General features: G+C 74.1%; 26 protein-coding genes. 5 read left to right on the top strand and 21 right to left on the bottom strand.

Going from position 1 to position 24,495, the window contains the following annotated elements; translation table 11 throughout:
- Position 1: 1 nt before the first annotated feature.
- On the top strand, positions 2–505 hold the full coding sequence (locus tag Actkin_RS17670) for a DUF742 domain-containing protein (protein ID WP_189210630.1): 504 nt from the start codon (positions 2–4) through the stop codon (positions 503–505).
- 102 nt (positions 506–607) lie between these two features.
- Complete coding sequence (locus Actkin_RS17675) at positions 608–1,159, top strand: copper chaperone PCu(A)C (RefSeq protein WP_189210631.1); 552 nt, start codon at positions 608–610, stop codon at positions 1,157–1,159.
- On the opposite strand, the gene Actkin_RS17680 is transcribed toward Actkin_RS17675, so the two are convergent.
- The 5 genes from Actkin_RS17680 to Actkin_RS17700 form a co-directional block, all read right to left on the bottom strand.
- Complete coding sequence (locus Actkin_RS17680; protein ID WP_189210632.1) at positions 1,156–1,479, bottom strand: hypothetical protein; 324 nt, start codon at positions 1,477–1,479, stop codon at positions 1,156–1,158. The two genes, Actkin_RS17675 and Actkin_RS17680, sit on opposite strands and share 4 nt — an antisense overlap.
- Before the next feature lie 43 nt (positions 1,480–1,522).
- Positions 1,523–2,467: a PfkB family carbohydrate kinase gene (locus Actkin_RS17685; protein ID WP_258903464.1), complete on the bottom strand. Its 945-nt coding sequence runs from the start codon at positions 2,465–2,467 to the stop codon at positions 1,523–1,525.
- A 15-nt stretch (positions 2,468–2,482) separates the two neighbouring features.
- Positions 2,483–3,370, bottom strand: coding sequence for an SDR family oxidoreductase (locus Actkin_RS17690; RefSeq protein ID WP_189210634.1), 888 nt, complete (start codon positions 3,368–3,370; stop codon positions 2,483–2,485).
- A gap of 106 nt (positions 3,371–3,476) precedes the next feature.
- Positions 3,477–4,970, bottom strand: a complete 1,494-nt coding sequence (locus Actkin_RS17695) for an FAD-dependent oxidoreductase (protein ID WP_258903465.1) — start codon at positions 4,968–4,970, stop codon at positions 3,477–3,479.
- Positions 4,971–5,009: 39 nt separating this feature from the next.
- Positions 5,010–5,837: an oxygenase MpaB family protein gene (locus Actkin_RS17700; protein WP_258903466.1), complete on the bottom strand. Its 828-nt coding sequence runs from the start codon at positions 5,835–5,837 to the stop codon at positions 5,010–5,012.
- A 54-nt stretch (positions 5,838–5,891) separates the two neighbouring features.
- Here Actkin_RS17700 and Actkin_RS17705 point away from each other — a divergent pair, with 54 nt between their 5' ends.
- From Actkin_RS17705 to Actkin_RS17715, 3 genes are all read left to right on the top strand, one after another.
- The gene (locus Actkin_RS17705) at positions 5,892–6,533 is read left to right on the top strand and encodes a TetR/AcrR family transcriptional regulator (RefSeq protein WP_258903467.1); all 642 of its coding nucleotides are present in this window, start codon (positions 5,892–5,894) and stop codon (positions 6,531–6,533) included.
- Positions 6,534–6,621: 88 nt separating this feature from the next.
- A complete protein-coding gene (locus tag Actkin_RS17710; protein ID WP_258907949.1) occupies positions 6,622–8,061 on the top strand; it encodes an amino acid permease in 1,440 nt (479 codons plus the stop codon).
- 55 nt (positions 8,062–8,116) lie between these two features.
- On the top strand, positions 8,117–8,515 hold the full coding sequence (locus Actkin_RS17715; RefSeq protein ID WP_189210637.1) for a ChaB family protein: 399 nt from the start codon (positions 8,117–8,119) through the stop codon (positions 8,513–8,515).
- Positions 8,516–8,664: 149 nt separating this feature from the next.
- Here Actkin_RS17715 and Actkin_RS17720 read toward each other — a convergent pair whose 3' ends face one another.
- From Actkin_RS17720 to Actkin_RS17795, 16 genes are all read right to left on the bottom strand, one after another.
- A complete protein-coding gene (locus Actkin_RS17720) occupies positions 8,665–8,814 on the bottom strand; it encodes a hypothetical protein (protein ID WP_189210638.1) in 150 nt (49 codons plus the stop codon).
- A gap of 51 nt (positions 8,815–8,865) precedes the next feature.
- The gene (locus tag Actkin_RS17725) at positions 8,866–9,864 is read right to left on the bottom strand and encodes a DNA topoisomerase IB (protein WP_258903468.1); all 999 of its coding nucleotides are present in this window, start codon (positions 9,862–9,864) and stop codon (positions 8,866–8,868) included.
- Positions 9,865–9,903: 39 nt separating this feature from the next.
- Positions 9,904–10,080, bottom strand: coding sequence for a hypothetical protein (locus Actkin_RS17730; RefSeq protein WP_258903469.1), 177 nt, complete (start codon positions 10,078–10,080; stop codon positions 9,904–9,906).
- A gap of 4 nt (positions 10,081–10,084) precedes the next feature.
- The gene (locus tag Actkin_RS17735; protein ID WP_258903470.1) at positions 10,085–11,125 is read right to left on the bottom strand and encodes a baeRF2 domain-containing protein; all 1,041 of its coding nucleotides are present in this window, start codon (positions 11,123–11,125) and stop codon (positions 10,085–10,087) included.
- Positions 11,112–11,654, bottom strand: coding sequence for a D-glycero-alpha-D-manno-heptose-1,7-bisphosphate 7-phosphatase (locus tag Actkin_RS17740; RefSeq protein ID WP_189210642.1), 543 nt, complete (start codon positions 11,652–11,654; stop codon positions 11,112–11,114). Before Actkin_RS17740 ends, Actkin_RS17735 begins: the two co-directional genes overlap by 14 nt.
- Positions 11,655–11,718: 64 nt before the next feature.
- The gene (locus Actkin_RS17745; RefSeq protein ID WP_258903471.1) at positions 11,719–13,695 is read right to left on the bottom strand and encodes a CocE/NonD family hydrolase; all 1,977 of its coding nucleotides are present in this window, start codon (positions 13,693–13,695) and stop codon (positions 11,719–11,721) included.
- Positions 13,695–14,939 carry an ATP-grasp domain-containing protein gene (locus tag Actkin_RS17750; protein WP_309569069.1) on the bottom strand — a complete coding sequence of 415 codons (1,245 nt, stop codon included), beginning with the start codon at positions 14,937–14,939 and terminating at the stop codon, positions 13,695–13,697. Before Actkin_RS17750 ends, Actkin_RS17745 begins: the two co-directional genes overlap by 1 nt.
- A gap of 39 nt (positions 14,940–14,978) precedes the next feature.
- Positions 14,979–15,794, bottom strand: a complete 816-nt coding sequence (locus Actkin_RS17755) for a glycosyltransferase family 2 protein (protein WP_258903473.1) — start codon at positions 15,792–15,794, stop codon at positions 14,979–14,981.
- Positions 15,791–17,254 (bottom strand): D-glycero-beta-D-manno-heptose 1-phosphate adenylyltransferase, encoded by a 1,464-nt coding sequence (gene rfaE2, locus Actkin_RS17760; RefSeq protein WP_258903474.1) that lies wholly within the window; start codon positions 17,252–17,254, stop codon positions 15,791–15,793. The genes Actkin_RS17755 and rfaE2 overlap by 4 nt, the downstream gene beginning before the upstream one ends.
- Entirely contained in the window at positions 17,251–18,567 is a 1,317-nt protein-coding gene (locus Actkin_RS17765; protein WP_396122744.1) for an aldehyde dehydrogenase family protein, read from the bottom strand. The genes rfaE2 and Actkin_RS17765 overlap by 4 nt, the downstream gene beginning before the upstream one ends.
- Positions 18,558–19,241, bottom strand: coding sequence for an SDR family oxidoreductase (locus Actkin_RS17770; protein WP_258903476.1), 684 nt, complete (start codon positions 19,239–19,241; stop codon positions 18,558–18,560). Before Actkin_RS17770 ends, Actkin_RS17765 begins: the two co-directional genes overlap by 10 nt.
- Before the next feature lie 42 nt (positions 19,242–19,283).
- Complete coding sequence (locus Actkin_RS17775) at positions 19,284–20,588, bottom strand: PfkB family carbohydrate kinase (RefSeq protein WP_258903478.1); 1,305 nt, start codon at positions 20,586–20,588, stop codon at positions 19,284–19,286.
- Positions 20,585–21,169, bottom strand: coding sequence for a D-sedoheptulose-7-phosphate isomerase (locus Actkin_RS17780; RefSeq protein WP_189210649.1), 585 nt, complete (start codon positions 21,167–21,169; stop codon positions 20,585–20,587). Before Actkin_RS17780 ends, Actkin_RS17775 begins: the two co-directional genes overlap by 4 nt.
- A complete protein-coding gene (locus tag Actkin_RS17785) occupies positions 21,166–22,380 on the bottom strand; it encodes a glycosyltransferase (RefSeq protein ID WP_258903480.1) in 1,215 nt (404 codons plus the stop codon). The genes Actkin_RS17780 and Actkin_RS17785 overlap by 4 nt, the downstream gene beginning before the upstream one ends.
- A complete protein-coding gene (locus Actkin_RS17790; RefSeq protein ID WP_189210651.1) occupies positions 22,377–23,351 on the bottom strand; it encodes a glycosyltransferase in 975 nt (324 codons plus the stop codon). The genes Actkin_RS17785 and Actkin_RS17790 overlap by 4 nt, the downstream gene beginning before the upstream one ends.
- Entirely contained in the window at positions 23,348–24,364 is a 1,017-nt protein-coding gene (locus Actkin_RS17795; protein WP_189210652.1) for a glycosyltransferase family 9 protein, read from the bottom strand. Before Actkin_RS17795 ends, Actkin_RS17790 begins: the two co-directional genes overlap by 4 nt.
- Between the last annotated feature and the right edge of the window lie 131 nt (positions 24,365–24,495).

Here is a 24,495-nt window from a genome sequence, read left to right on the forward strand (position 1 = left end):
CATGGGCCCAGACGAGAACGGGGGTGCCGAGGAGCGCGATTTCGCCGACCTGCTCAACGGGTTCACGTTGGACAAGCGCCGCCGCCGCGGCGGGCGCCACGCGCGGGAGCCGGAGCCCGCGCCGCGCGCCCCCGAGCCGCCCGCGCCCCGGCCGGAGCCGGTGGAGGACGGCGCCGAGATCGTCCGCGCGTACGCGTGGACGGCGGGGCGCACGCGGCCGGAGGCGCACCTGGAGGTCGAGACCCTGGTGTCGAGCACGGACGTCCCGCCCCGGCTGCTCGCCCAGCTCCCGGCCGAGCATCACACGATCGTGGAGCTGTGCCGCGCCACCCGCTCGGTCGCGGAGGTGGCCGCGCTGCTGGCGCTGCCGCTGGGTGTGGTGAAGGTGCTGCTCGGCGACCTGGCCGGACGCGGGCTGATCGCCGTGCACCGCACGGGTCACGCGGGCGCGGCCCCGGACCTCGGCCTGATGGAGCGCGTCCTGAGCGGGCTGCGCAGGCTCTGATCGGTCCCCCGGCCGCACGGTCCCTGCGGCCGGGGGATCTCCTCCGGTCACGACCCGGTTGCGAACCGGGTCGGCGGACGGCGGGCGGGGTACCGCTCGGACATGAGAGTCCTGCCGATCGCCGCGCCCGTCCTGATCCTGCTGGCCGCCTGCGGCGGCGAGGTCAGGGAGAACGACGACCTGGGAACCCTCGGAGACCACGGCCGCGCGGGCCCGGTCGAGGTGCTGAACGTGCACGTCGAGCCGCCTGCCGACGACCGCTACGTCCCGGGCGACGACGTCGTGGTCCGCTTCACCATGGTCAACGGCGGTGACCGACCCGACGAGCTGACCGCCGTGAACGTCCCCGGGGCGGACAAGGCCACCGTGCACTGGGACGCGGAGTGCGACGGGACCGCGGAGGCCGTGCGGACCGTTCCGCTGCCGCCCGGGACCACCGGCGTCGACGTGGGCCCGCCGGACGAGCGCAGGCACCAGCCGTACTACCTGACCGTGACCGGGCTCGACGACCTGACCGTGGCGGGCACGACGCTACCGATGTCGTTCACCTTCGCCCAGGCGGGGACCGTCGAGGTCGACGCCATGGTCGCCATCGACCGCCCGCGCCCGACCGACTACGAGTACGCCTGCTCGGTCGAGCCCTCGGTGGGCTAGCGGTTCAGCGCGAGCAGGACGCTGACGCCCACGACGGCGAGGAAGCAGGGCAGGGTCACCAGCAGCACCAGCCCGAATCGCGGCCGCCTGCGGAGGAGGAGCAGCCACGCCAGCGCGGCGGTGAACAACGGCGGGACCACCAGGATGCCGACGATCGCGCCCCACGCGTCGGTGAGCACGGGCGGGCCGGAGACGGCGAACAGCACCACGACCGTCAGGGCCGTCCAGACCATGGCCGCCCCGAAGCACCTCTCGAACAGCGTGGGCTGCGGTGTCCGCCGCGCGGGCTCCGCATCGATGCCGCGCTCGACGATGTCCATTCCGTCCCTCCGATCGCGCAGCCGGATGCTATGCGACCAGCGGCTACGCCCGGCCCAGGGCGGGACGGCCGCCAAGGTGGCCGACGGTCGAGCCCGCGGCGGCCGCTGCGGCGCGGGCGGCGGCCTCGGGGGACTCGCCCCGGGTCAGCGCGACGGTGAGGGCGGCGATCAGCGAGTCGCCCGCGCCCGTCGTGTCGACCGTGGGGTCGGCGGTGTACGGGATGAACACGTGGCCGTCGGGCCAGGCGAAGAGGTCGCCCTCGGCCTCCACGGCCAGCGCGACCATCGACGGGCCCTCGGCCAGCACGGACCGGGCGGCGCGGACGGCGGTGTCGACGGAGTCCATCCGGCTGCCGGTCAGCAGCGCGGCCTCCTTGGCGTCGGCGCGCACGACGTCGGCCGTGGCCAGCAGGTCCGCGCGCTGGTCCGCGGGCGGGGCGCCGTCGAGGACGACCCGGCGACCGGCGTCGCGGGCGATCGTGGCCGCGGCGAGCGCGGCGGGCTGCTGGAGCTGGACGATGACCGACGACGCGGCGACCAGGGTGCCCCGCGCGCCCTCGACCTCGGCCTCGGTCAGCTCGGTCCCCGCGAAGTCCTCCAGATACCGCCACGCGCCGCCGCGCTCGACGACGTTGACGATCAGCGCGGTCCGCCCCTCCCGCCGGTGCACGACGCACACGACGTCGATGTGGTCGGCGCGGGCCTGGGCGAGCAGGGCGGTCCCCACCTCGTCGTCGCCGACGACGCCGAGCAGCGCGACCGACGCGCCGAGCTGGGCGCAGGCCACTGCCTGGTTGGCGCCCTTGCCGCCGAGCAGTTCCCGGCGCTCGCGGACGTCGGCTGCCGCGCGGGCGCCCGGCAGCTCGTCGACGAGCAGGACGATGTCGCGGGCGATCTGGCCGACGACCACGATGTCGAGCTCGCCGCCGAACCCGGCCAGGTAGCGCTCACGGCAGATCCGGGCCTGTCGTCGTGCGGTCGCGGTCATGGTCCCCACCCGCTCTCAGGTCAGGAAACGCCCCCCGGTCACCGCCAGGGTCTCGCCTGTGATGTAACCGGATTCCGGGGAGGCGAGGAAGACGTAGGCCGGTGCCAACTCCGCGGGTTGCGCCGCGCGGCCCATCGGCGTCTGCTTGCCGAACTCGGCGACCTTCTCCTCGGGCATGGTCGACGGGATCAGCGGCGTCCACACCGGGCCCGGCGCGACGGCGTTGACCCGGATGCCGCGGGAGATCAGGTCCCCGGACAGGCTCTGCGTCGCGTTGAGGATCGCGGCCTTGGTGGCGGCGTAGTCCATCAGCTCCGGCGACGGCTCGCGCGCCTGGATCGAGGTGCTGTTGACGATGGTCGAGCCCGGCGGCATGTGCGGGACCGCGGCCCGGCACAGCCAGAACAACGCGTACAGGTTGGTCTTGAACACGCGGTCCATCTGCTCGGTCGACAGCTCCGCGACACCCTTGCCGGACATCTGGTAGGCGGCGTTGTTGACCAGGATGTCGATGCCGCCCAGTTCCCCGACGGTGCGCTCGACGAGTTCGGCGCAGTGCGCCTCGTCGCGGACGTCGCCGCGGACCATGACGGCCTTGCGGCCCGCCTGCTCGACCAGCGCGGCGGTCGCGGCGGCGTCGGCGTCCTCCTGCAGGTACGAGATCACCACGTCGGCGCCCTCGCGGGCGAAGGCGATGGCGACCGCGCGGCCGATGCCGGAGTCCGCGCCGGTGATGAGCGCCTTGCGCCCGCGCAGCCGGTCGGTGCCCCGGTAGGTCTCCTCGCCGTGGTCGGGCTCGGGGCGCATGCCCTTGGTGCTGCCCGGCGCGCTCTGCTGCTGCGGCCCCTGCGCGTCCGGCGTCGGGTACTGCGTGCGCGGGTCCTGGAAGGTGAACTGGTCCATCGTGATCCTCCAACGCCGGGCTATCCACTGTGGACTGCCGATGCGGCATCGCCCCTCAAGGCTTTCCCCGTCCGGGCGCCCGCCAACCAAGGACGCACCGGTCCGGTCACGGCGCGCGCTTCTCCAGCGGCTTGGTCGCCGGTCCCTCCAGGACCTCGCCGTCGACATCGAAGCGGGAGCCGTGGCACGGGCAGTCCCAACTGTGCTCCGCGGTGTTGAACCGCACCACGCACCCGAGGTGCGTGCAGGTCAGGCCGACCGCGTGCAGTTCGCCGTCGGCGTCGCGGTAGACGCCGGTCTTGCCGAGCCCGTCGCGGCGCACGCACGCGTCGCCGGGGGCCAGGTCGTCGAGGTTGGTGGTCCCGGTCGGGGCGAGGTGGTCGGTGACGAGGTCGACGCCGACCTTGGCGTTCAACCGGGCCAGCGTGGGCAACCCGCTCAGCGAGAGCCGGTGCGGGGAGAACAGGTCGACCGCGTCGCGGCCGAGGACGAGGTCGGCCAGCTGCGACCCGGCGAACGTGCCGGTGGACAGCCCCCACTTGGCGAACCCGGTCGCCACGTACAGCCCGCGCACGCCCGGCCGGTAGGTGCCGATCATGGGCAGCCGGTCGAACGGCACCGGGTCCTGCGCCGACCACCGGTGGGTCACCTGCGCGACGTCCCAGTGCTCGCGGGCGAACGCCTCCAGCGCCAGGAACCGCGCCGCGGAGTCGCCGCGCTCGGCGACGTGGTGGCCCTGCCCGCCGACGATCAGCCGGTCCCCCGCGGAGGTGATCGACCAGCCGGGCCCGCCCGCGGCGATGGCCATGCTCGTCGGCGGCGTCCCGCTCGCCAGCGTGGCCGCGACGCAGTAGGAGCGCGTGGGCTCCAGGCGCGCGAAGTACAGGCCGCGGTCGAGGATCGGGTAGTGCGTGGCGACGATGACGCTCGCGGCCCGCAGGTCGCCGTGCTCGGTGCGGATCGTGGCGGGCTCGCCCTCGCGGACCTGGTGCACGCGGCTGCGCTCGAAGACCCGGCAGCCGTCGCCGTCGACCATGCGGGCCAGGCCGACGGCGTAGCGCAGCGGGTGGATCCGGACCTGGTCGTCGAGCCGGACCGCGGCGTGCACCGGGAACGGCAGGTCGGGGGCGGGGTCGCTGACGGCGGGCAGCCCGGCCCGCACGGCGGCGGCGAGTTCGCCCTCCACGGTCTCGACGTCCTCGGGCCGCATGGCGACGGTGTGGGCGGGCCTGCGCTCGAAGCCGCAGTCGATGCCCTCGGCGAGTTCGGCGAGCAGGTCGACGCCCGCCGTGCTCGCCTTGGCGTACGCCGCCGCGGCCTCCTGGCCGTGCTGGCGTTCCAGGTCCGAGTAGACGGTGGACTGCAGCGCGGTGACCTTGGCCGTGTTGTTGCCGGTGACGCCCCGCCCGACCCGGTCGGCCTCGATCACCGCCACCCGCAGGCCCGCGCGCTTGAGCAGCAGCGCGGCCGTCAGCCCGGTGATGCCGCCGCCCACGACGGCCGCGTCGAACCCGGTGTCGGTGACCTCGGCGCAGGTCGGGAACGACGTCGGGGCGACGCCGTCCAGCCACAGCGACTGACGGGCGGTGGTGGTCTGCATGACCGACAGTTACCCCCGCACCGCGCGGTCAAACCGTGATCACCACCAGCGGCCGGTCTCCACCAGCCGCATGTTGGCGTACGCGCGGTCGAGGTAGCGCAGCCTGCGCGGCAGCCGGGGCCAGACCGCGCGGACGACGGCGGCGAACGCGCGGAACCGCCGCTCCTGCCGCTCGGTCCAGGTGAGGCCGAGGATCTCCCGGGCCCGGGGCGGCAGCAGCGCCACCGACAGCCACACGCCGAAGCGCACCACCGGGTCGCGGACGACCGCCCACACCGGGCCGGGCACGAACCGCGGCGGCGGGATGCGCGCGTCCGCGATGCGCACGGCGAAGTCGGTGGTGCTGTTGGCCTCCAGCTCCTCGTCGAGCATGCGCTGCCAGTACGCGGCGAAGTCGGCGTAGTTGTCGATCACCGGCCTGCCCGACAGGCCGTAGCGCCGCCACCAGGTCACGCCCTCGGCGACGAGCCGGTCCTTCTCGGCGTCGGTGAGCGGGGTGCCGAAGAACTCGTTGACCGCGATGATCCCCTCGACGAACGTCGCGTGCGTCCACCAGAACACGTCGGGTTTCAGCGCGTGGTAGCGCCGCCCGCGCGAGTCGGTGCCCGACAGCCCGGTGTGGAAGCCGCGGACGAGGGCCCCGGTGTCGGAGCCCGGCGGGTCGTACACCACGCCCAGGATGGGCGGCATGGACCGGAACAGCCGGTCCAGCGGGTTGTCGAAGAAGTCGGAGTGGTCCCGCAGCGCCGCGCCCACGGCCGGGTGCATGTTCTGCAGGGTGCCGATGCGGCCCAGGAACAGCAGGCTCCGGCTATCCCCGAAGTGGTGCCAGGTCAGTGAGCCGGGTCCGATGGGCGCCGAGTTCATGCACAACAGTGCAACACAATTTGTGGTTCTGTTGCAAGGATCTAGGCTGACCTGGTGGAGAACCCGCTCGCGCCCCTGCTCGCGCCGCCCGCCGACCCGGCGGACGTGCGCATCCTGGAGGCGGCGGTCGCCCAGTTCGCGCTGATCGGCATCCGCCGCACCAGCGCCGACGACATCGCCCGCCGCTCCGGGGTCAACCGCACGACGCTCTACCGCAGGATGGGCACCAAGGAGGAGATCGTCCGCGCGGCGATGGCGCACGAGGTGCGCAAGGTGCTCGCCGAGATCGAGGCCCGGCTCGCAGGCATCGACGACCCGCTGGAGCGGCAGCTGCACGGGTTCGGTGTCACCGTGACGACCCTGCGCGGCAACCCCCTGCTGCGCCAGCTGCTCGCCGTCGACCGCGACGAGACGCTGGTCTGGCTGACCCTGGACGCGGGCGCGGCCATCGAGATCGCCACCGCGTACGTCGTGGGCATGGTGACCGAGCTGCGGACCGCGCTCGGCCTGCCCGACACCCCGCCCGCCGAGGTGGTCGCCGCGACGATCGTGCGGCTGGTGCACTCGCTGGTGCTCACCCCGGACGGGCCGCCGCGGCTGCCCGACGACCGGAGCCTGCGGGAGTTCGCCGCCACGGTGATCTGCCCGCTGATCGGGGTGCCGCTTGACAGGAGCGCGGGCCGGGCGGATCAATAGAGATCACTCTGCCGCACGGGAGGCCCGGGTGAGCGACGACGAACGGCGGCTCCACGAACTCGGGTACGCCCAGGAGCTCTCCCGGTCCATGTCCGGGTTCGCCAACTTCGCGGTGTCCTTCACGATCATCTCGGTGCTCTCCGGCTGCCTGACCCTCTACGGGTTCGGCATGAACACCGGCGGCCCCGCGATGATCGTCTGGGGCTGGCCGCTGGTCGGCATGATGACGCTGCTGGTCGGCCTGGCGATGGCCGAGGTCTGCTCCAGCTACCCGACCGCGGGCGGGCTCTACTACTGGGCGGCCAAGCTGGCCCCGCGCAACGGCGCCGCCTGGTCGTGGTTCACCGGCTGGTTCAACCTGCTCGGCCAGGTCGCCGTCACCGCGGGCATCGACTTCGGGGCGGCGTCGTTCATCAACGCGTTCCTGGACCTGCAGTTCGGGTTCGCGGCGACGCCGGAGCACACCATCCTCATCTTCGGCGTCGTGCTGGCGGTGCACGGGCTGCTGAACACCTTCGGGGTGCGGCTGGTGGCCCTGCTCAACAAGGTCAGCGTCTGGTGGCACCTGCTCGGCGTGGCGGTCATCGTGACGGCGCTGGTGGTCGTGCCCGACCGGCACCAGTCGGCGGACTTCGTGTTCGGCGCGTTCGTCAACAACACCGGGTGGGAGTCCGCGTTCTACGTCGGGCTGCTCGGCCTGCTCCTGGCGCAGTACACGTTCACCGGGTACGACGCATCCGCCCACATGACCGAGGAGACCCGGGGCGCGGCGCGGTCGGGCCCGCGCGGGATCGTCATGTCGATCGTGGTGTCGCTGGTCGCGGGCTGGGTCCTGCTGCTGGGCATCACGTTCGCCATCCAGGACTACGACGGCGCCCTGAACAGCGAGACCGGCGTCCCGCCCGCGCAGATCTTCATCGACGCCCTCGGCAGCACGGGTGGGAAGCTGCTCCTGCTGATCGCGATCGGCGCGCAGCTGTTCTGCGGCATGGCGTCGGTGACGGCGAACTCGCGGATGATCTACGCCTTCTCCCGCGACGGCGCGCTGCCCGCCTCGGCGTTCTGGCACCGGATCAACAAGCGCACCCGCACACCCACCAACGCCGTCTGGCTCGCCGCGGGCGGGGCGTTCGTGCTCGGCCTGCCGTACCTGTGGAACGAGACGGCGTACGCGGCGGTGACCTCGATCGCCGTCATCGGGCTCTACATCGCCTATGTGCTGCCGACCCTGCTGCGGCTGCGACAGGGCGACCGGTTCGAGGCGGGGCCGTGGAGCCTGGGCCGGTGGAGCAGGCCGGTGGGGATCGTCGCGGTGGTGTGGGTCGGGTTCATCACCGTGCTGTTCATGCTGCCGCAGGTGAGCCCGGTGACCGCGGAGACGTTCAACTACACGCCGGTCGCGGTGCTCGTGGTGCTCGGCTTCGCCGGGACCTGGTGGCTGGTCTCGGCCCGGCGCTGGTTCACCGGCCCCAAGGTGGAGGGCACGCCGGAGGAGCTGGCGGCCATCGAGCGGGAACTCGATCTGTAGTTTCACCGGCCGCGCCCGCGGGCACCCCGTTCGTGCCGAGTGAGGAGGTTGGTCCATGCCCGCGAGCAAGGAGATGCCCAGCACGCTGCGCCGTTCGTCGAAGAAGGCCCAGCGCACCTGGGGGAAGGCCCACGATTCCGCCGTGGACACCTACGGCGAGGGCGAGCGCGCCCACCGCACGGCGTTCGCCGCCCTGAAGCACACCCACGAGAAGGTCGGCGACCACTGGGAGCAGAAGGACGACGCGGGCCCGTCGGACAAGCAGGCCGCCCGAGGCGCCTCGTCCCGCCGCGGCAAGACCGCGGGCGGGGTCGACGCGAACGCGAGCAAGAAGCACCTGTACGAACTGGCCCAGCGGATGGACATCCCGGGCCGCTCGTCGATGAGCAAGTCCGAACTGGTGGACGCGCTGGAGAAGGCCAACCGCAAGGAGACCGCGAAGGCCCGGCGGTGAGTTCCCCGGCGGTCCCGGAAGAACCTTTCACGGGAGAAGCGTGAGAAGCACTGTCCGCTGCCCGCGGTCGATGCGGGCAGCGGACATCTGTGCGGACCAGCGTGCGGACCGGACGATCGCGCGGGCCGGGTCCGGCGTCTCGGCGTCGGCTACTCGCGGCCGCGGATGATGGTCGGCTCGTAGCCCTCGTCCTCCGGTGGCGCCGGATCGGTCCAGGTGGTGGCCCGGCCACCGATCAGGTCCACGTCGTCGTCCGGGGCGGTCCGTTGGAGCGGGACCAAGTCGAGTTCCTGAGTCATCGCAACCTCCTTGCCACTTCTTGGCGTACCCCGCGTGGCGCCCAGGAAACCTCAGCTGTCCAGCAGCTTCAGGACCGCCCGCTCGATCCGCTGGCGCGTGGCCTCGTCGGTCAGGTCGTCGCCGGTGCGGTCCAGGGTCGCCCGGATGGTGCGCCCCTCGGCGAACGCCTCGACCACCCGGGCATCCACATAGGACTTGCGGGCGATGGCCCTGGTGTTGCCCAGGTCGTCGGCGACCATGTCCATGACGGCGGCGTCGACCCGCTTGCGGGCGCGCTGCGACGTCGCCGCCTCGGCCCGCGCGAAGCCGATGGCGGCCACCACCGTGGCGTGCCAGGTGCGCAGGTCCTTCACCGTGTAGTCCGCGGCGGTCAGCTCCTTGAAGCGGTCGTTGATCTCTCCCGAGCGCAGCTCGCGCCACTGCCCTCGGCGCTCGCGGTAGGCCAGCAGGCGGTCGCTTCCGGTGCGGACGCGCTTCAGCGAGCGCACGAGAGCGGACAGCTCAGGGTCGTTCAGGGACACGGCGCGCTGGAGGCCGCTCTTGGCCGGGTAGTCGAACACCAGGAGGCCGCGCCGGAGCACCACGTGCTCACGCAGCAGCGTGGCGACGCCGTGGCTGCCGTTCTCCTCGGCGTACTCCTCCCCGCCGGTGCGGAAGACGCCCCGGTCGAGCATGCGCAGCGCCCCGCCCAGCACCCGGCGGCAGGTCAGGCCGTCCGAGGACAGGTCGTCGTGGACGGCGGCGCGGAACCGGGGCAGGATCACGGCCAGCTCCTGGACGCGCTCGTGCTTGGCCTCGTCGCGCTGCTTGCGCCACTGCTCGTGGTAGAGGTACTGCCGCCTGCCCGCGTCGTCGGTGCCCACGGCCTGGATGTGGCCGGTCGGGTGCGGGCAGATCCACACGTCCCGCCAGGCGGGCGGGATCGCGAGCGAGCGGACGCGTTCGGTCTCCTCCGGGCTCAACGGACGCCCGGTGGGATCGAGGAAGCGCCAGCCCCGGCCCTGCCGCCGTCTGGTGATCCCGGGTTTGGACGGATCGCTGCGCCGCACGCCTGCGGTGTACCCAGCCTGGGCCCCGGTCACGCCGGGTCAGGGCGAGCGCTGGTCGCGGTTCTCCTCGTCGGGCTGCTTCATCGCGGCCCCGCAGAGGAAGACCACGGACACCGCCAGGGTGACCGCCCACGTCTGCCCGGCCTGCGCGGGAGCGAACAGCGCCAGTGCGAGGTGCACCAGGGCCGTGACCGCGAGCCGGTCGCGGAAGGACATGGCACTAGGCGTACCGGCGCAGCACGCCGACGCGGTCGCGGAGGTCGATCTCGGGGCCGACGACGCGCACCCTGGCGGAGACGGCGAGGGCGGCGGCGGGCAGGCACTCGTCCAACCGGCACTCGACATCGCCGGACTCCAGCGAGATCGTCTCGGGCGCGCCCGGGGTGACCCAGGCGGTCCCGTCGATGTCCATCGGCATCAGCAGCAGCTCGGCGTTGCCCGCGCGGAGCGCCTCGACGACGTCGGGCAGGCCGTCCACGGCGCGCACGCCGGTCTGCTCGCGGAAGTGGTCGAGGTCGGCCAGGTGGTCGGCGGCGTCGATCTCGGCCAGCGCGCGGGCGACCTCGGCCTCCAGCCTCTGCTCGTCGGCGCCCGCCGAGCGGCTGCCCGCGTCGAGTTCGACGGCGTGCAGCGACTCGGGCAGCTCCGCGCACAGCGCGGCCCGCGATTGGACCTCGCCGGCGACGGCGACCAGACGGGCGCCCGCGCCGCGCGCGACCTCGGCGGCGGTGTCGGCCGCCGTGCGCATCGTGCGGCGCACGGTCTCCTCGACGCGGCGCTGCATCGACAGGTGCGACCAGCCGCCGCCGGGGATCTTGTGGACCGGGTGGTCCTCGCCGCGGACCGTGTCCTCGGCCGTGCCGTCGGAGGTGACGACGCGGTAGTCCATCCCGGTGCTGTCCACGACGAGCACGACGTGCGGCGGCGCCTGGCCCGCGGCCAGCGCGGGCAGCACGTACGGCAGCACGCCGTAGCGGCTCTGCGGCTGGTCGGGCGGGCTGGGCAGCAGCACGTCGAGCAGCACGCGCGATGAGTCGGCGACCATCAGCCTGCCCGCCCGTCCGCGCGGGGGCAGGTCCTCGGTCCACGCGCGCTCCAGGTGGGCGATCGAGGACGGGTCGGCGCCCGCCTCGGCGAGGCCCTCCGCCGCCGCCCGCCAGCGCTGGCGGGCGAGGTCGAGCGCGTCCTCGGTGTCGTGGCTCGCGTCGAGCAGCACGGTGGCGAACGGGCCGGGCTCGCGGACGAGGTCAGCTGGCGACATGGCGGTCTCCTTCCGGCGCGGGCAGCGCCAGCCGCACCGCGTCCAGGACGGTGGGCGCGACCAGCGGGGCCGCGGCGATCTCGGCGGGCAGCGTCCGCGGGGTGGGCACCAGCACCGACCGCGCCCCGGCCGCGGCCGCGGCCTCGACGTCCGCGCCGATGTCGCCGATGACGACGACGTCGGCCGGGTCGACGGCCAGGTCGACGCAGGCGGACAGGATCAGCCCGGGCTGGGGTTTGCGGCACACGCACCCGTCGTCGGGTCCGTGCGGGCACCATTTCCAGGTGCAGAGCCCGCCCAGGAGCTCATCGACGCGGGCGTTCACGGCCGCGACCTGGCCCGGCGTCAGCAGGCCCCGCGCCACCCCGGACTGGTTGGACACCACCCCGGTGCGCAGGCCCCGCAGCCGGACCTCGTCCACCGCCGCGCGCGCGGACGGCATGAGACGGACCAGTGCCGGGTCCCCGTTGTACGGGACGTCGTGCACCAGGGTTCCGTCGCGGTCGAACAGCACCGCCGCAGTACGCATGCCACGGACGTACCCGCTGCGCCGACGCCTTACCCCTCAGCGCGCGTCACGGCGGCGGAGACGGTCACAGATGGTCGCGGGGGAAGCTGTGCCGCCAGTCCCGCGAATACACGCGGTCGTCGCCCTCGTAGGCGTCGAGATGGGCGTGCAGCACGAACTCCGTTTCCGTGCAGGTCAGCTTTTGCCGCGTCTGCACGCGGGCGACCCAGTCGCCGCGGCGGAACGTCATGGTCCAGTCGGTCTCGCCCGCAGCGGAGGTGAAGTCGTTGGCGGTCCAGCAGTACCGTTCCTGGACGTGCTTGCCGACCTCCATGCCGGAGTCGGCGAATCGCAGGAAACCGTTGTCCTTGAGGACATCCAGCGAGCTGCGGTAGTCGGTGAGGTCGCGGCTGACCCGCCAGTGGTAGGCGGGCGGCGTCAGCTGCTCGGTCTCCGGCGGCTCGGCGCCGTCGGGCGGCTCCAGCAGCGCGGGAGCGGTCCCGCCGTCGGTGCGCACCGGCAGCAGCAGCGAGCTCTCCCCTGTGTGCACGGTCACAGTGGCCGCGGTGGGCGGCGGCCACGCCAGGGGCCAGTACGAACTCGACAACGACAATCGGATCCGGTGTCCCGCCGGGAAGGTCTGCGCCACGCCGTTGAGCGGGACCTCGACGTGGTAGACCTCGCCCGGCTCGACCGGCGCGGGATCGTCGTGGCCGTCGCGGTGGGAGAGGTTCAGCAGCCCGTAGCTGACCCGCGTCGCCGCGCCGTCCGGCGCGACGTCGGACAGCCGGGCGGCCACCATCGCCACCGGGCGGTCCGCGGAGACCGCGAGCCGCACGACCGGCGCGCCCAGGATCTCGCACCGCTCGGGCAGCGGCGGCGTCTCGAACACGAGCGCGCCGCCGTCCTCCTCGCGCTGGTCGTACGGCAGGTCGGGCGGGGCGTTGTAGGAGCACCACTTGCCCGCGAACTGCCCCAGGCTCAACGGGGACGACACGCTGATCGCCGCGTCCTCGCCCACCCCGAGCCGGTACGGGGCCATCGGCCAGGCCACGGTCTCCACCTGCGGCGACGGCCACGCTGGCTCGGCAACCCACCGCCCGGGCCGCTCCTGGTAGGAGGTGGACGGCGGGACGCTGTCCTGCATCCAGGTCTGCAGCACCGGTTCGGTGTCCACGCCGTTCTCGCGCCCGAGCAGCCACCGGTCCAGCCAGCGCACGACCTCCTGCAGGTAGCCGACGGCGGGCCCGGGCTGGCCGAGGTGCGGGTACTTGTGCGACCACGGCCCGATGAGCCCCCGGCGCGGCACGTCGAGCCGGGCCATCAGCCGCAGGACGGCGTTGGAGTAGCCGTCCGCCCACCCGGAAGCGGCGAACACCGGGACCTGGATGGCCGAGTAGTCCTCGCACACCGAAGCGTGCCGCCAGTAGTCGTCGCGGCGCTGGTGGGACAGCCAGTGCGCGGCCCACGGCCCGGCGGCGGCCAGGCGCTCGAACCACATGTCGCGCCACCGCTCGCCGACCCCGGCCGGATCGGGCGGGCAGGTGCTGTAGGCGAACATCGTGCCGGACTCGGCGAGGTTGTCCGAGAGCAGGCAGCCGCCCATGTAGTGCATGTCGTCGGCGTAGCGGTCGTCGGTGAACGACGCGATGCACAGCGCGCGCAGGCTGGGCGGTTTGCGGGCGGCGACCTGCAGGGCGGCGAACGCGCCCCAGGAGATGCCCATCATCGCCGTCTGCCCGTCGCACCACGGCCGCGCGGCCAGCCAGGCGAGCACGTCCTCGGCGTCGCGCTGCTCCAGTTCCAGGTACTCGTCGGTCAGCACGCCGCCGGAGTCGCCCGAGCCGCGGATGTCCACCCGCACGCACGCGTAGCCGTGCCCGGCCAGATAGGGGTGGTTGATGCCGTCGCGCACCGAGGTCAGATCGCCCTTGCGGTAGGGGATGTACTCCAGCACCGCGGGCACCGGACCGGCCGACCGGGGCCGCCAGACGCGGGCCGCCAGCTCGATCCCGTCGGAGACCGGGATCGTGGTGTCCTCCACGGCCACCTCGTAGCGCATCACGCCTCCTCCACCCGGTAGTCCAGGGCCGCCACCGTCCGCTCGTACTTGGCCACCAGGTCGTCCTCGTCCTCGGCGCCGACGGTGATCTCGGCGAGCAGGTGGCTGTAGCTGTCGCCGACGGTCAGCCGGTCCCCCGACGAGACCCGCCAGTGCACGCGCACGCCCGGCTCCAGTTCCCTGGCCTCCAACGACCCGGTGAGCACGCCGTCGGAGAAGTGGCGCAGGTACCACAGCGCGGAGATCCCGTGCTTCCCGCCGCCCGCGGGCACTGCCGGGTCCTCCCCCAGCGCGACCGCGAGCATCCGCTGGTGGTTGGGCACCCCGTCCACGTGCAGGAACAGCTCCGCGTGCGACTGCGAGTGCCGCGGGTTGATCTCCAGCAGCCACACCTCGTCGGTCGCCGGGTCGCAGAAGAACTCCACGCTGAACGTCGCCGGGGACAGGCCGATGTGCTCGATCACCTTCTCGGCGACCTCGCACAGCCGCCGCTGCGTCGACTCGGGCAGCTGCGACGGGTACTGGTGGCGCAGGAAGCTCGACACGCCGTCGTAGACCAGCGAGTCGAGCACGCCGTAGACGACGGCCTTGCCGTCCACACAGTACCCCTCGACGGCGGCGCGCGCTCCCGACATCGCCGCCTCGGCCAGGCACACCTGCCCGCCGACGGAGGCGATCTCCTTCGGCAGGTCGGCCTGGGCGAGCAGGTGCTCGAACGGCTCGCCGACCCGCTCGATGCCGTCGGCGATCTCGGTGCGCGCCTTGGTGAAGGTGTCGAAGTCGGTCACCTCGAAGGCCAGCGCGGAGGAGAACGACTTCACCGGCTTGAGCCAGAACGGGTAGTCGACCCCGCTGGGTGGGTTCGGGTCGGTCGGCTCGACCAGCGCGAACGGCGGGTACTCGGTGATCACCTCGGACTGCACGAGCCTGCTCCAGTACTTGTGCTCGCACTTGAGCACCGCCTCCAGCGGCGCGCCGCGCACGTTGTACCGGCGCTGCAGGATCGGGAGCATCGTGCTGACCGGGAAGTCCCAGTAGCCGACGATGGCGTCGATCGGCCCGTCGAAGTCGTCGAGGACCGCGCACGCCTCGGCCAGCAGGTCGTCGATCGGGATGTCACCGCCCTGGAGCTGACCGATCGTGAGCAGGCCGTGGAACTCGTAGCGGTCGGCGTCGGGAACCTGCCGCAGCAGTTCCAGATTCGCCTCGTCAAGGCCCAGTACGAACACGGTCGCCGAACGCACACATCCTCCAGGGGTAGGCATCAGGTGCGACGTACCCCGTCACCCGTTCCGGTACACGTGCACGCAGTCGCGCGCCTCGTTCTCCCGGTCGGGGATGGTGGTCGGCGCCTCAAGGTGCACCGCGCCGCTCGGCAGGATCCCGGCCCCGCCCGCCCGCGCCATGACCCGCCACTGGGCCACGACGTCCTCGCCGCAGTGCCGCGGGGGCAGATCACGCCAGAAGCCGAACCCTCCGGAGGCGAGCAGCTCCGCCCGGTCGAACAGCACGCAGCCGCCCACCCACGCGATCTTGTACGCCCGCCACTCCCCCGGCCGCAAGCGGAGTCGGCGCGCCAGGTGCGCGGGGTTGGCCGCGTTGTGCAGCGTCCACCGCCGCCAGCCCGGGCTTCCCGGCTCGATGCGCTCGGGCTCGGGCGGCCCGGTCCACTCCTCGTACGGCGCCAGCTCGTCCGGCCGCACGTCGTCCAGATAGGACAGTCCCTGCACCGCGGCGCCGACCAGGCCGCAGCCCAGGGTCTCGATGGCGGTGCGCAGCCGCGTCACCGTGCCCGGCGCGAGCCACACGTCGTCGTCGAGGAACAGCACGTACCGCGCGCGGCTCTGGTCGAGCAGGAACGCCCGGTGCTCGGCGACGCCGCGGCGCGGCACGTGGCGCAGGAACCGGACCGGGCAGCCGCGCTCGCGCAGCACCGCGGCCATCGCCCTGGCCGACGGGGTGTCCCAGCCGGGGTCCCCGGTGGACTGGTCGCTGACGACCACCCCGAACTCCGCGTCCTGGGCGGCGAGCCCGGCGAGGGTGGTGGCCAGTTCGACAGGCCGGTCGCAGGTCGGGACCAGGACGTCGAGCCCGCTCATCGGCCCGCCTGGCTGACGATCCGGTCGATGACCGCGCTGGTCGACTGGTCGGGCACGTAGTCCACGATGCGCACCTCGCCGCCGCACTCGCGCACCACGGCGGCCTCGTCGAGCATCGACTCGGTGTAGTCGCCGCCCTTGACGTAGCAGTCCGGCCGCAGCAATCGGATCAGCTCGGCCGGGCTGTCCTCGTCGAACACGGTGACGTGGTCGACGCAGCTGAGCGCGGCCAGCACCTCGGCCCGGTCGGCCGCGGGGTTCACCGGCCTGCCGTCGCCTTTGAGCCTGCGCACGCTCGCGTCGCCGTTGACCGCGACGACCAGCACGTCGCCGAGACGGCGGGCCTGGTTGAGGTAGGCGATGTGGCCGCGGTGCAGCATGTCGAAGCAGCCGTTGGTGAACACGACCCTGCGCCCCTGCGCCCGGTGCGCGCGCACCAGGTCGGCCAGCTCCGCTGCGGCGACCGCGGCGCCCTGGTGCGCGCCGAGGCGCGCTGCCAGGTCCTCGGTCGTGCAGACCGACGTGCCGGGGCGGTGGACCACGATATCGGCCGCGGTCTGGGCGAGCTCGGCCGCCGTGGACAGCGGCAGGCCCGCCGCCGCGGCGACGGTGAGCGCGGCGCAGAACGTGTCGCCCGCGCCCGCGGCCTGGCTCTCCGGCGCGGGCTCGGCCCAGGTGCGGTGGCCGGGGCCGTCGTCGACCAGCACCGAGCCCTCGCGGTCGAGGGTGACCACCACGGCCTTCGCCCCGGCCGCCGCGCGCAGCCGCTCGCCCAGCTCGATCACCGCGCGCACGCGGTCCTCCGCGGGCAGCGGCTCGCCGAGCAGGCCCTCGGCCTCCGCGGCGTTGGGGGTGACGAGGTCCGGCCGGATCCCGGCCCAGCGCGCGGGTTCGTGGGCGTCGACGACGAGCAGCGGGAAGCCGTCGCGGTGCTTGTCCAGGAAGCGGGCCAGCACGGGCCCGCAGACGCCGAGGCCGTAGTCGCAGAGCACGACCGCGTCGGCGTCGGCGACCGCGTGCGCGGCGCTCTCGGCGATGGCCTGGCAGGTCGTCGCGTCGTGTTCACCGACCTCGCCCTCGTCGTAGCGCACCATGAGGTGGTCGGCGGCCAGGACCCGGTGCTTGACCACGGTCTGCGGACCGACCACGAGGTGGTGGGTGTCCACGCCCGCCGCGTCGAGCAGGTCGCGCAGCTCCGCGCCCGCCTGGTCCGGCCCGATCGCGCCGACCAGCGTGGTCTCCGCGCCCAGCGCGGCGAGGTTCACGGCGGTGTTGGCCGCGCCGCCCGCCGCGGCGTGTCTGGTGTGGACGGACACGACCGGGGCGGGGGCCTCGCGGCAGAGCCTGCCTGCGTCGCCCTCCAGCCAGACGTCGAGGATGGCGTCGCCGATGACGGCGATCCTCGGTTTGCGCGCGGCCAGCCTGCGCGGCAGGTCGGCGGTGATGGCGTGGGTGGTCACGGCGCTCCCCCGGGCGGGCTGAGGTGGACGACCTTGGTGGTGGTCATCTCGTCGAGCAGTTCGGGCCCGTAGCCGAAGCCGGTGCCGCTGAGCCGCCGGGGCTGGGCCGCCCCGCCGGGCGCGCCGCCGAAGACGGCGTTGACCTTGACCGTGCCGACGTCCAGCGTGCGCCATGCGCGCTGCGCGTTGGCCATGTCCGCGGTGAACACGCTGGCGGCCAGCCCATGCCGGTCCTCGGCGGCCAGGGCAAGGCCCTCGGCGAAGTCCGACACGACCATCACGGGGGCCACCGGCCCGAAGGTCTCCTCGGTCATGACCGACATCACCGGCGTGCAGTCGGTCAGCACGGTCGCCGGGTACCAGGAGCCCGCTCCGGACGGGAGCGTGCCGCCGGTGGCCAGCGCGGCGCCCGCGGAGACCGCGTCGGTCACCTGGCGGTGCACCCCGGCGCGGTGGTTGGCGTCGACCAGCGGGCAGAGCGTGTCGTTCCACCGCTCGGCCTCCTTGACCAGCGCGTCCAGGAACGGCGCCGCGACGTCCTGGTGGACGAACACGCGCTCCACCGACGTGCAGACCTGACCGCCGTTGGCGTACGCCCCGAGCGCGACCTGCGCCGCCGCCCACGCCGGGTCGACGTCGCAGTCCACAATGGCGGCGTCGTTGCCGCCGTTCTCCAGCAGCGCCTTGGCGCCCGTCGCCGCGGCCGCCATCGCGATGGACCGGCCGGTATGCGTGCTGCCGACGTGCGCGACGACGGCGACGTGCGGATTGGCAGCGAGCGCCGCGCCGACCTCGCCCGCGCCGAACACCGTCTGCACGACGTCCTCCGGCAGCGCCTCGGCCAGCAGTTCGGCGAGCAGCGCGCCGGTCCGGCACGCGCGTTCGCTCGGCTTGTGCACGGCGGTGTTGCCGGTGACGAGAGCGGCCCCCAGCAGCCCGCAGGCCACCGGGACCGGGTCGTTCCACGGCGTCAGCGCCACCACGACGCCGCGCGGCTGCGGGATCATCAGGTCGGTGGCGTTCCAGCCGCCCTGCAGCGCCCGGCCGCGATGCAGCGGGCCGAGTTCGGCGTACTGGCGCAGCGTGCCGATGCCCGCCTCCACCGACGCCCGCGCCTCGTCCCTCGGCCTGCCGGTGTCGGCGTGGTTGGCCTCGGCGAGGTCGTCCAGGCGGGCCGCCATCGCGTCGGCCGCCCGGTGCAGCCGCGCACCGCGCTCGGCCGGGTCCGTGGCCGCCCACGCCGGGAACGCGCGTTCGGCCCGGTCGACGACCTGGTACGGCTCCGTGTGCGGCATCAGCTCGGTCACGGCCATGACGGCTCCCGGTCCGGGCAGACGACCAGTTCGCGGATCTCGCAGCCGCGCGGCGCGGAGAGCGCGTGCAGCACGCTGGCCGCGACGTCCTGCGGCCGGTTGAGCACGGCGTCCGCGCCCGGCTTGTACTGGTCGGGGCGGTCGTCGAAGAAGTGCGTCTGCATGCCGCCGGGGATCAGCAGGGTGACCCCCACCTCCCCCGCGGTCTCCATCGCCAGCGCCCGGGTGAACCCGACGACGCCGAACTTGGAGGCGCAGTAGGCGGTCGCGTCGCCCGCGGGCCGGATGCCCAAGGTGGACGCGACGGTGACCACGCGGCCGTGCGAGCGCTTCAGCGCGGGCAGCGCGGCGCGGACGACGGCGGCGGTGCCGATCAGGTTGACCCTGACGACCCGCTCCCAGTCCGCGGTGGACACCTGGTCAAGCGCGCCGCAGGCGTCGGTGCCCGCAGCGGTGACGACGGCGTCGAGCCCGTCGGCTGCCAGTTCGGCGACGGCGCGCTCGGTCTCGGCGCTGTCGGTGACGTCGACCGTGCGGTACTCGGCTGGGCCGGACGGAGCCTGTTTGTCGAGCACCAGCGGGATTCCGCCGTGGGCGGCCACCGCGTCGGCGATCGCGGCCCCCAGTCCGGACGCCCCGCCGCTGATCAGCACACGGCCAGGATTGGCTGTCACGTCATCTCCCTTCTTGTCCCGCTGTCGCGGGAGATCTCCTCGCTAGCCCGCCTCGGCGAGCGCGCCCGCGAGCCGGGTGGTGGAGCGGCCGGGCAGCAGCGGGGTGGTCACGACGCGGCCGCCCCAGCCGCGCACCAGGTCCGCCTCCGGCAGGTCGTCGGGGTCGTAGTCGCCGCCCTTGACCCAGATGTCGGGCCGCAGCCGGGCCAGCACCCGGCGCGGGTCGTCCTCGCCGAAGACGACGACGGCGTCCACGCAGGCCAGCGCCCGCAGCAGCGCCGCGCGGTCGGCCTCGCCCATGATCGGCCTGCGCGGGCCCTTCAGCCTGCGCACCGACTCGTCGGAGTTGAGGCACACGATCAGGCAGTCGCCCAGCGCGCGGGCGGCGGCCAGCGTCCGGGCGTGTCCGGCGTGGACCAGGTCGAAGCAGCCGCCCGTGGCGACGACGGTGCCGCCCCGCGCCCGCACGGCCGCGATGAGCGCCTCCGGCGTCGGCTCCGGCCTGCTCGCCGAGAGCCCGCCCTCGGCCAGGAAACGGCTCGCGGCGGCCACGGCGGCCTCCACGGCGGCGTAGGTGTCGGCGCCGCGCATCAGCGCGTCGGCGGCGGCCGCGGCGAAGCGGTCGCCCGCGCCGCAGGTGTCGGCAGCGTCGACGGCGGCCGCGGGCACCGGCTCGACGCCGTTGCCCCGGTCCAGCAGCGCGCCCCTGGCCCCGGTGGTGACCGCGACCGCGCCTGCCCGCCAGCGGTCCCGCAGCAGCCGGGCGGCCTCCGGGTCGCCGGTGCCCGCGAACGCCGTCGCCTCGGCGAGGTTCGGGGTGGCCAGCGTGATCCCGGGCACCGGCTCCGGCCCGCGCGGGTGCGGGTCCCAGACGACCGGCACGTCCACCTCGGCGAGGACCGCGCGCAGCCGCTCGCAGGCGGCGAGACCGCGGCCGTAGTCGGACACGAGCACGGCGTCGGCGTCGCGCACCGCGTCGAGCATCTCGTCGGTGGCGCGCGCTGGCGGCCCGTCGCCGCCGCGGTCGAGCCGCAGCAGGGACTGCCCCGCGCAGCGCACGCGCGCCTTGACCGGCGTGCTCGCCGCGGCGCCAGCCACGACGTCGACGCCCGCGAGCGCCGCGCGCAGCCGGTCGCCGTCGGCGTCGTCGGCGATCGCGGTGACCAGGCGGACGGACGCGCCGTCCGCGGCGGCCAGCGTGGCCGCCAGCGCGGCCCCGCCCGCGCGGTCGGTCTCCCCGGCCACGTCCACCACCGGGACCGGGGCGTCCGGGCAGACCCGGGACACCGCGCCGGTGATGTCGACGTCGAGCAGCGAGTCGCCCACGACGACGAGCCTCGGCCTCATGACGCCCGCACCGCCCTCCGCGGCAGCGGCACCGCGAGCGCCTGCTCGAACGCCGCGCACAGCAGGTGCACCAGCACCAGGTGCATCTCCTGGATGGTCGCGGTGCACCCGGGCACGCAGACGGCCTCGTCGGCGACGGTCGCCAGCGGGTTCGGCGGCGGGCCGGTCATCGCCCACACGGTCGTCCCGGCCCGCACGCCCGCCAGCGCGGCCCGGCGCAGGTTCTCGCTGCGGCCGCTGGTCGACAGCAGCACCAGCACATCGCCGGGACGGGCGTGCGCCTCGACCTGGCGGGCGAACACCTCGGCGTAGCCGTAGTCGTTGCCGATCGCGGTCAGGCTGGAGGTGTCCGCGTGCAGCGCCAGCGCCGAGAACGGGCGGCGGTCGCGGTCGAAGCGGCCCACCAGCTCCGCGGTGAGGTGCTGGGCCTCGGCGGCCGAGCCGCCGTTGCCCGCGGCCAGCAGCCTGCCGCCCGCGGCCAGCCGGTCGGCCAGCTCGCGGCCCCAGCGGGTGAGCAGGTCGGTCTGGCCGCGCACGAACGTCAGGGCGCTGGCGATCTCGTCGATGCGGTCGTCGATCATCGGTTCTCCCCCACGGCCTCGCGGACGGCCGCCCCGGACGGGCGGGCGCAGCGCTCGTAGACGCGTTCGGTGTCGGCGGCGATCCGGTCCCAGCCGTACCGGGCGTGCGCCCGGTCCGCGCCCGCGACGCCGAGCATGGTGCGGCGCAGGTCGTCCGGCAGCAGCTCGCGCAGCCGGGCGGCCAGCGCCCTCGGGTCGCGCGGCGGCACGTGCACGCCGGTGACGCCGTCGACCACGGTGTCGGTCAGCCCGCCGACCGCGGCGGCCACGACGGGGACGCCGCAGGCCATCGCCTCGAGCGGCACGATGCCGAACGGCTCGTACCACGGCACGCACGCCACGACGTCGGCCGAGCGCAGCAGCGCGGGCATGTCGGCGCGCGAGACCTGGCCCACCAGGTGGACCCGGTCGGCGACGCCCAGCGACGTCGCCAGCTCCAGCAGCGCGCGGGCCTCCGGGTCGTCGGTGCGGCCGGAGCCGCCCGCGATCACCAGCTCGGTGTCGGGCACCGACGGCAGCGCGCGCACCAGCGTGGCGTACCCCTTGCGCGGCACCAGCCTGCCGACGCTGACCACGCGGAACCGGCGGCCGCGCGCGGCTGTCGGCCCGTCCGGGGTGAACCTGCCCAGGTCCACGCCGCACGGCACGACCGAGATCCGCTCCCGGGGCACGCCCATGCGCACCAGCTCGAACACCTCGTCGGAGCAGGTGGCGGCAACGCGGTCGACGCGGGTGCCGACCATCCGCTCGATGCGGACCCGCTCCGGCGGGCTGGTGTCGGCCCGGCCCTGGTGGCGCTTCTTCACCACGCCCAGCGCGTGGAAGGTCTGCACGGACGCCATGTCCAGCCCGTCGGCGGCCACGACGGTGGCCAGCCCGGACATCCAGAAGTGGCCGTGCGCCACGTCCGGGGGCTGCCTGGTCCACCGGTCGCGCAGGTACCGGGCGAATTCGCCCATGTGCGGCAGCAGATCGTCCTTGGGCACCGGCATCGCCGGACCGGCGGGCACGTGCACGACGTGGTACCCGGCGCTGGTCGCGACCTCCTCCGGGCTGTCGGGGTCGTCGCGTCGCGTGTAGACGGTGACGTCGTGCCCCCGGCGCGCCAGCGCCGCCGACAGCTCGGCCACGTGCAGGTTCTGCCCGCCCGCGTCCACTCCGCCGAGCGCGGCAAGCGGGTTGGCGTGCTCGGACACCATAGCGATCCTCATGCTGCACCTCCGGTTCCAGCGGCGGCATGCGCCAGCACGCCGTCCCAGGTCTCCAGGAACGGGCCGAGGCCGTAGTGGGTGAGCGCGTGCTCACGGGCCCTGGCCCCGGTGTCGGCGGCCAGGACGCGGTCGCCGAGCAGCTTCGCGGCGGCCTCGACCAGGTCGGCGACCCGAGTGGACACGACGCCGACGCCCGGCGGGACGGCCCGCGCCGCCTCGGTCGTGCCCAGCACCACCGGTGGGAGCCCGGCGTGCATGGCTTCGAGCAGGGAGAGCCCCAGCGACGTCCACCGCGTGACGTGCAGGTAGACCCGGCGGCGGGCGAGTTCGGCGTGCAGCCGCGCGGTCGGCAGGTCGCCGATGGTGCGCAGCGCGTCGCTGTCGAGGCCGACGGTCTCCGGAAGCCGCTCCAGCCCCATGCCGAACACATCGAGCCTGCCCGCCTCGGCGAAGCGCGGCAGCAGGTCGGTGCCGGTCACCCGGCCGCGGCGCACGGGCTCGTTCAACACGACGGCGGCGGCGGCCAGTTCGCCGGTGAACAGGTGCCCCGGGTCGGGCACGCCGTGCTCGACGACGGTCGTCGGGGTCGTGCCGCAGTCCCACATCAGGTCGTTGAAGTGGGTCACGTGCACCAGCGGCAGGTCCGGCCGGTCGGCCATGCGGTGCCGGGTGTTCGGCGCGGGCGGGGTGTTGTGCTCCAGGAACACCGCCGGGAGGTCGTGGCCGGGCACGCGCCCGGTCAGCCCGCGCGTCAGCTGCTCCTCCTCGGGCCGCTGGAGCACGACGACGTCGATGGACTCGTCGGCCAGCTCCGCGTAGGGCACCTCGCGCACCGACACCGGCCAGTCGCGGCCCGCGCGGCCCAGCCCGTAGGCGCCGCCGCCGGGCGCGACCGGCAGCAGGTACTCGTGCCTGCCCCGGACGAACGCGTCCATCCAGCCGCCGTGCACGTGCCAGATCAGCACCCTCATGCCCGCACTCCCACCAGTTCGTCCACCACGGACACCACTTCCTCCACACTCACCCCGTCCAGACACGGATGCCCCGGGATGGGGCATTCCTTGGCCCGCGTGCCAGCGCACGCGGCGTGCTGATCGCCCAGCAGGACGACCTCCGCCCGGTACGGCGCCCACTTCGCGGCGGGCACGACCGGCGAGAACAGCGAGACCACGGGCGTGCCGACGGCCGCGGCCAGGTGCGCGGGACCGGTGTTGCCGACCACCACGGCGTCCGCGCCCGCCAGCACCCCGGCCAGCCGGGGGAAGCTCGTGCGCCCGCCCAGGTCGATCCCGTGCGCCCCGGCGACGCGCGCGGTGAGCGCGCGTTCGTCCGGCCCGCCGGTCACCACCACCCGGTGCCCGCGCTCGGCCAGCGCGGCGACGGCCTCGGCGCAGCGGTGCGGCGACCAGGCGCGCGCGGGCGCGGAAGCGCCCGGGTGGACCACGACGTACGGCCTCGGCAGGTCGGCGGCCTCCTCGACGCCGCACACCCGCAGCCTGCCGTCATCCCCCGGCGGCAGCGTGAACCCCGCCGCCTCGGCGACGGCGAGCGCGCGTTCGGGCTCGGGAACCAGTTCCTCCACATCGGACCCGGGGCGCAGCCGCACGTCCAGCAGCGACCCCGGGTAGTCCTCGGAGACCGCGGCGATGAACCGCACACCGGCCAGCCGCGCCAGCAGCGCCATCGGCAGCGGCGACTGGTGGAACGACGTCAGCAGCAGCGCCGCGTCGAAGCGGCCCGCCCGCATCCAGGCCACCAGCGCGCCGACCTCGGACTCGACGACCGGCGGCGGGTCCGCGGCGATCCACGGGCAGTCCCACACGGACACCTCGGCTACGCCGGGCAACATCCGGGCCGCGCGCTCCCCCGAGGGGCCGCACAGCAGGGTGACCCGGGCGCTCGCGGCGGCCGCGCGCACCGCGGGCCCGGCGGTCAGCACGTCTCCGTCGCTGTCCGACCGGACCACCAGCACGTTCCGCTCCATGGTTTATCGAGTTACCGCAGGCGGAGGAGGTGAAACATGGAGTAGCAACTACTACTCAGCGCGACATTGGGCCATCTCGGCGATCGCCAGGCGTGCACCCCTACCCCGATGATGTTGGGAGCACACCGGCG

This window comes from Actinokineospora sp. UTMC 2448, from assembly GCF_024760565.1.
Taxonomy (GTDB): domain Bacteria; phylum Actinomycetota; class Actinomycetes; order Mycobacteriales; family Pseudonocardiaceae; genus Actinokineospora; species Actinokineospora fastidiosa.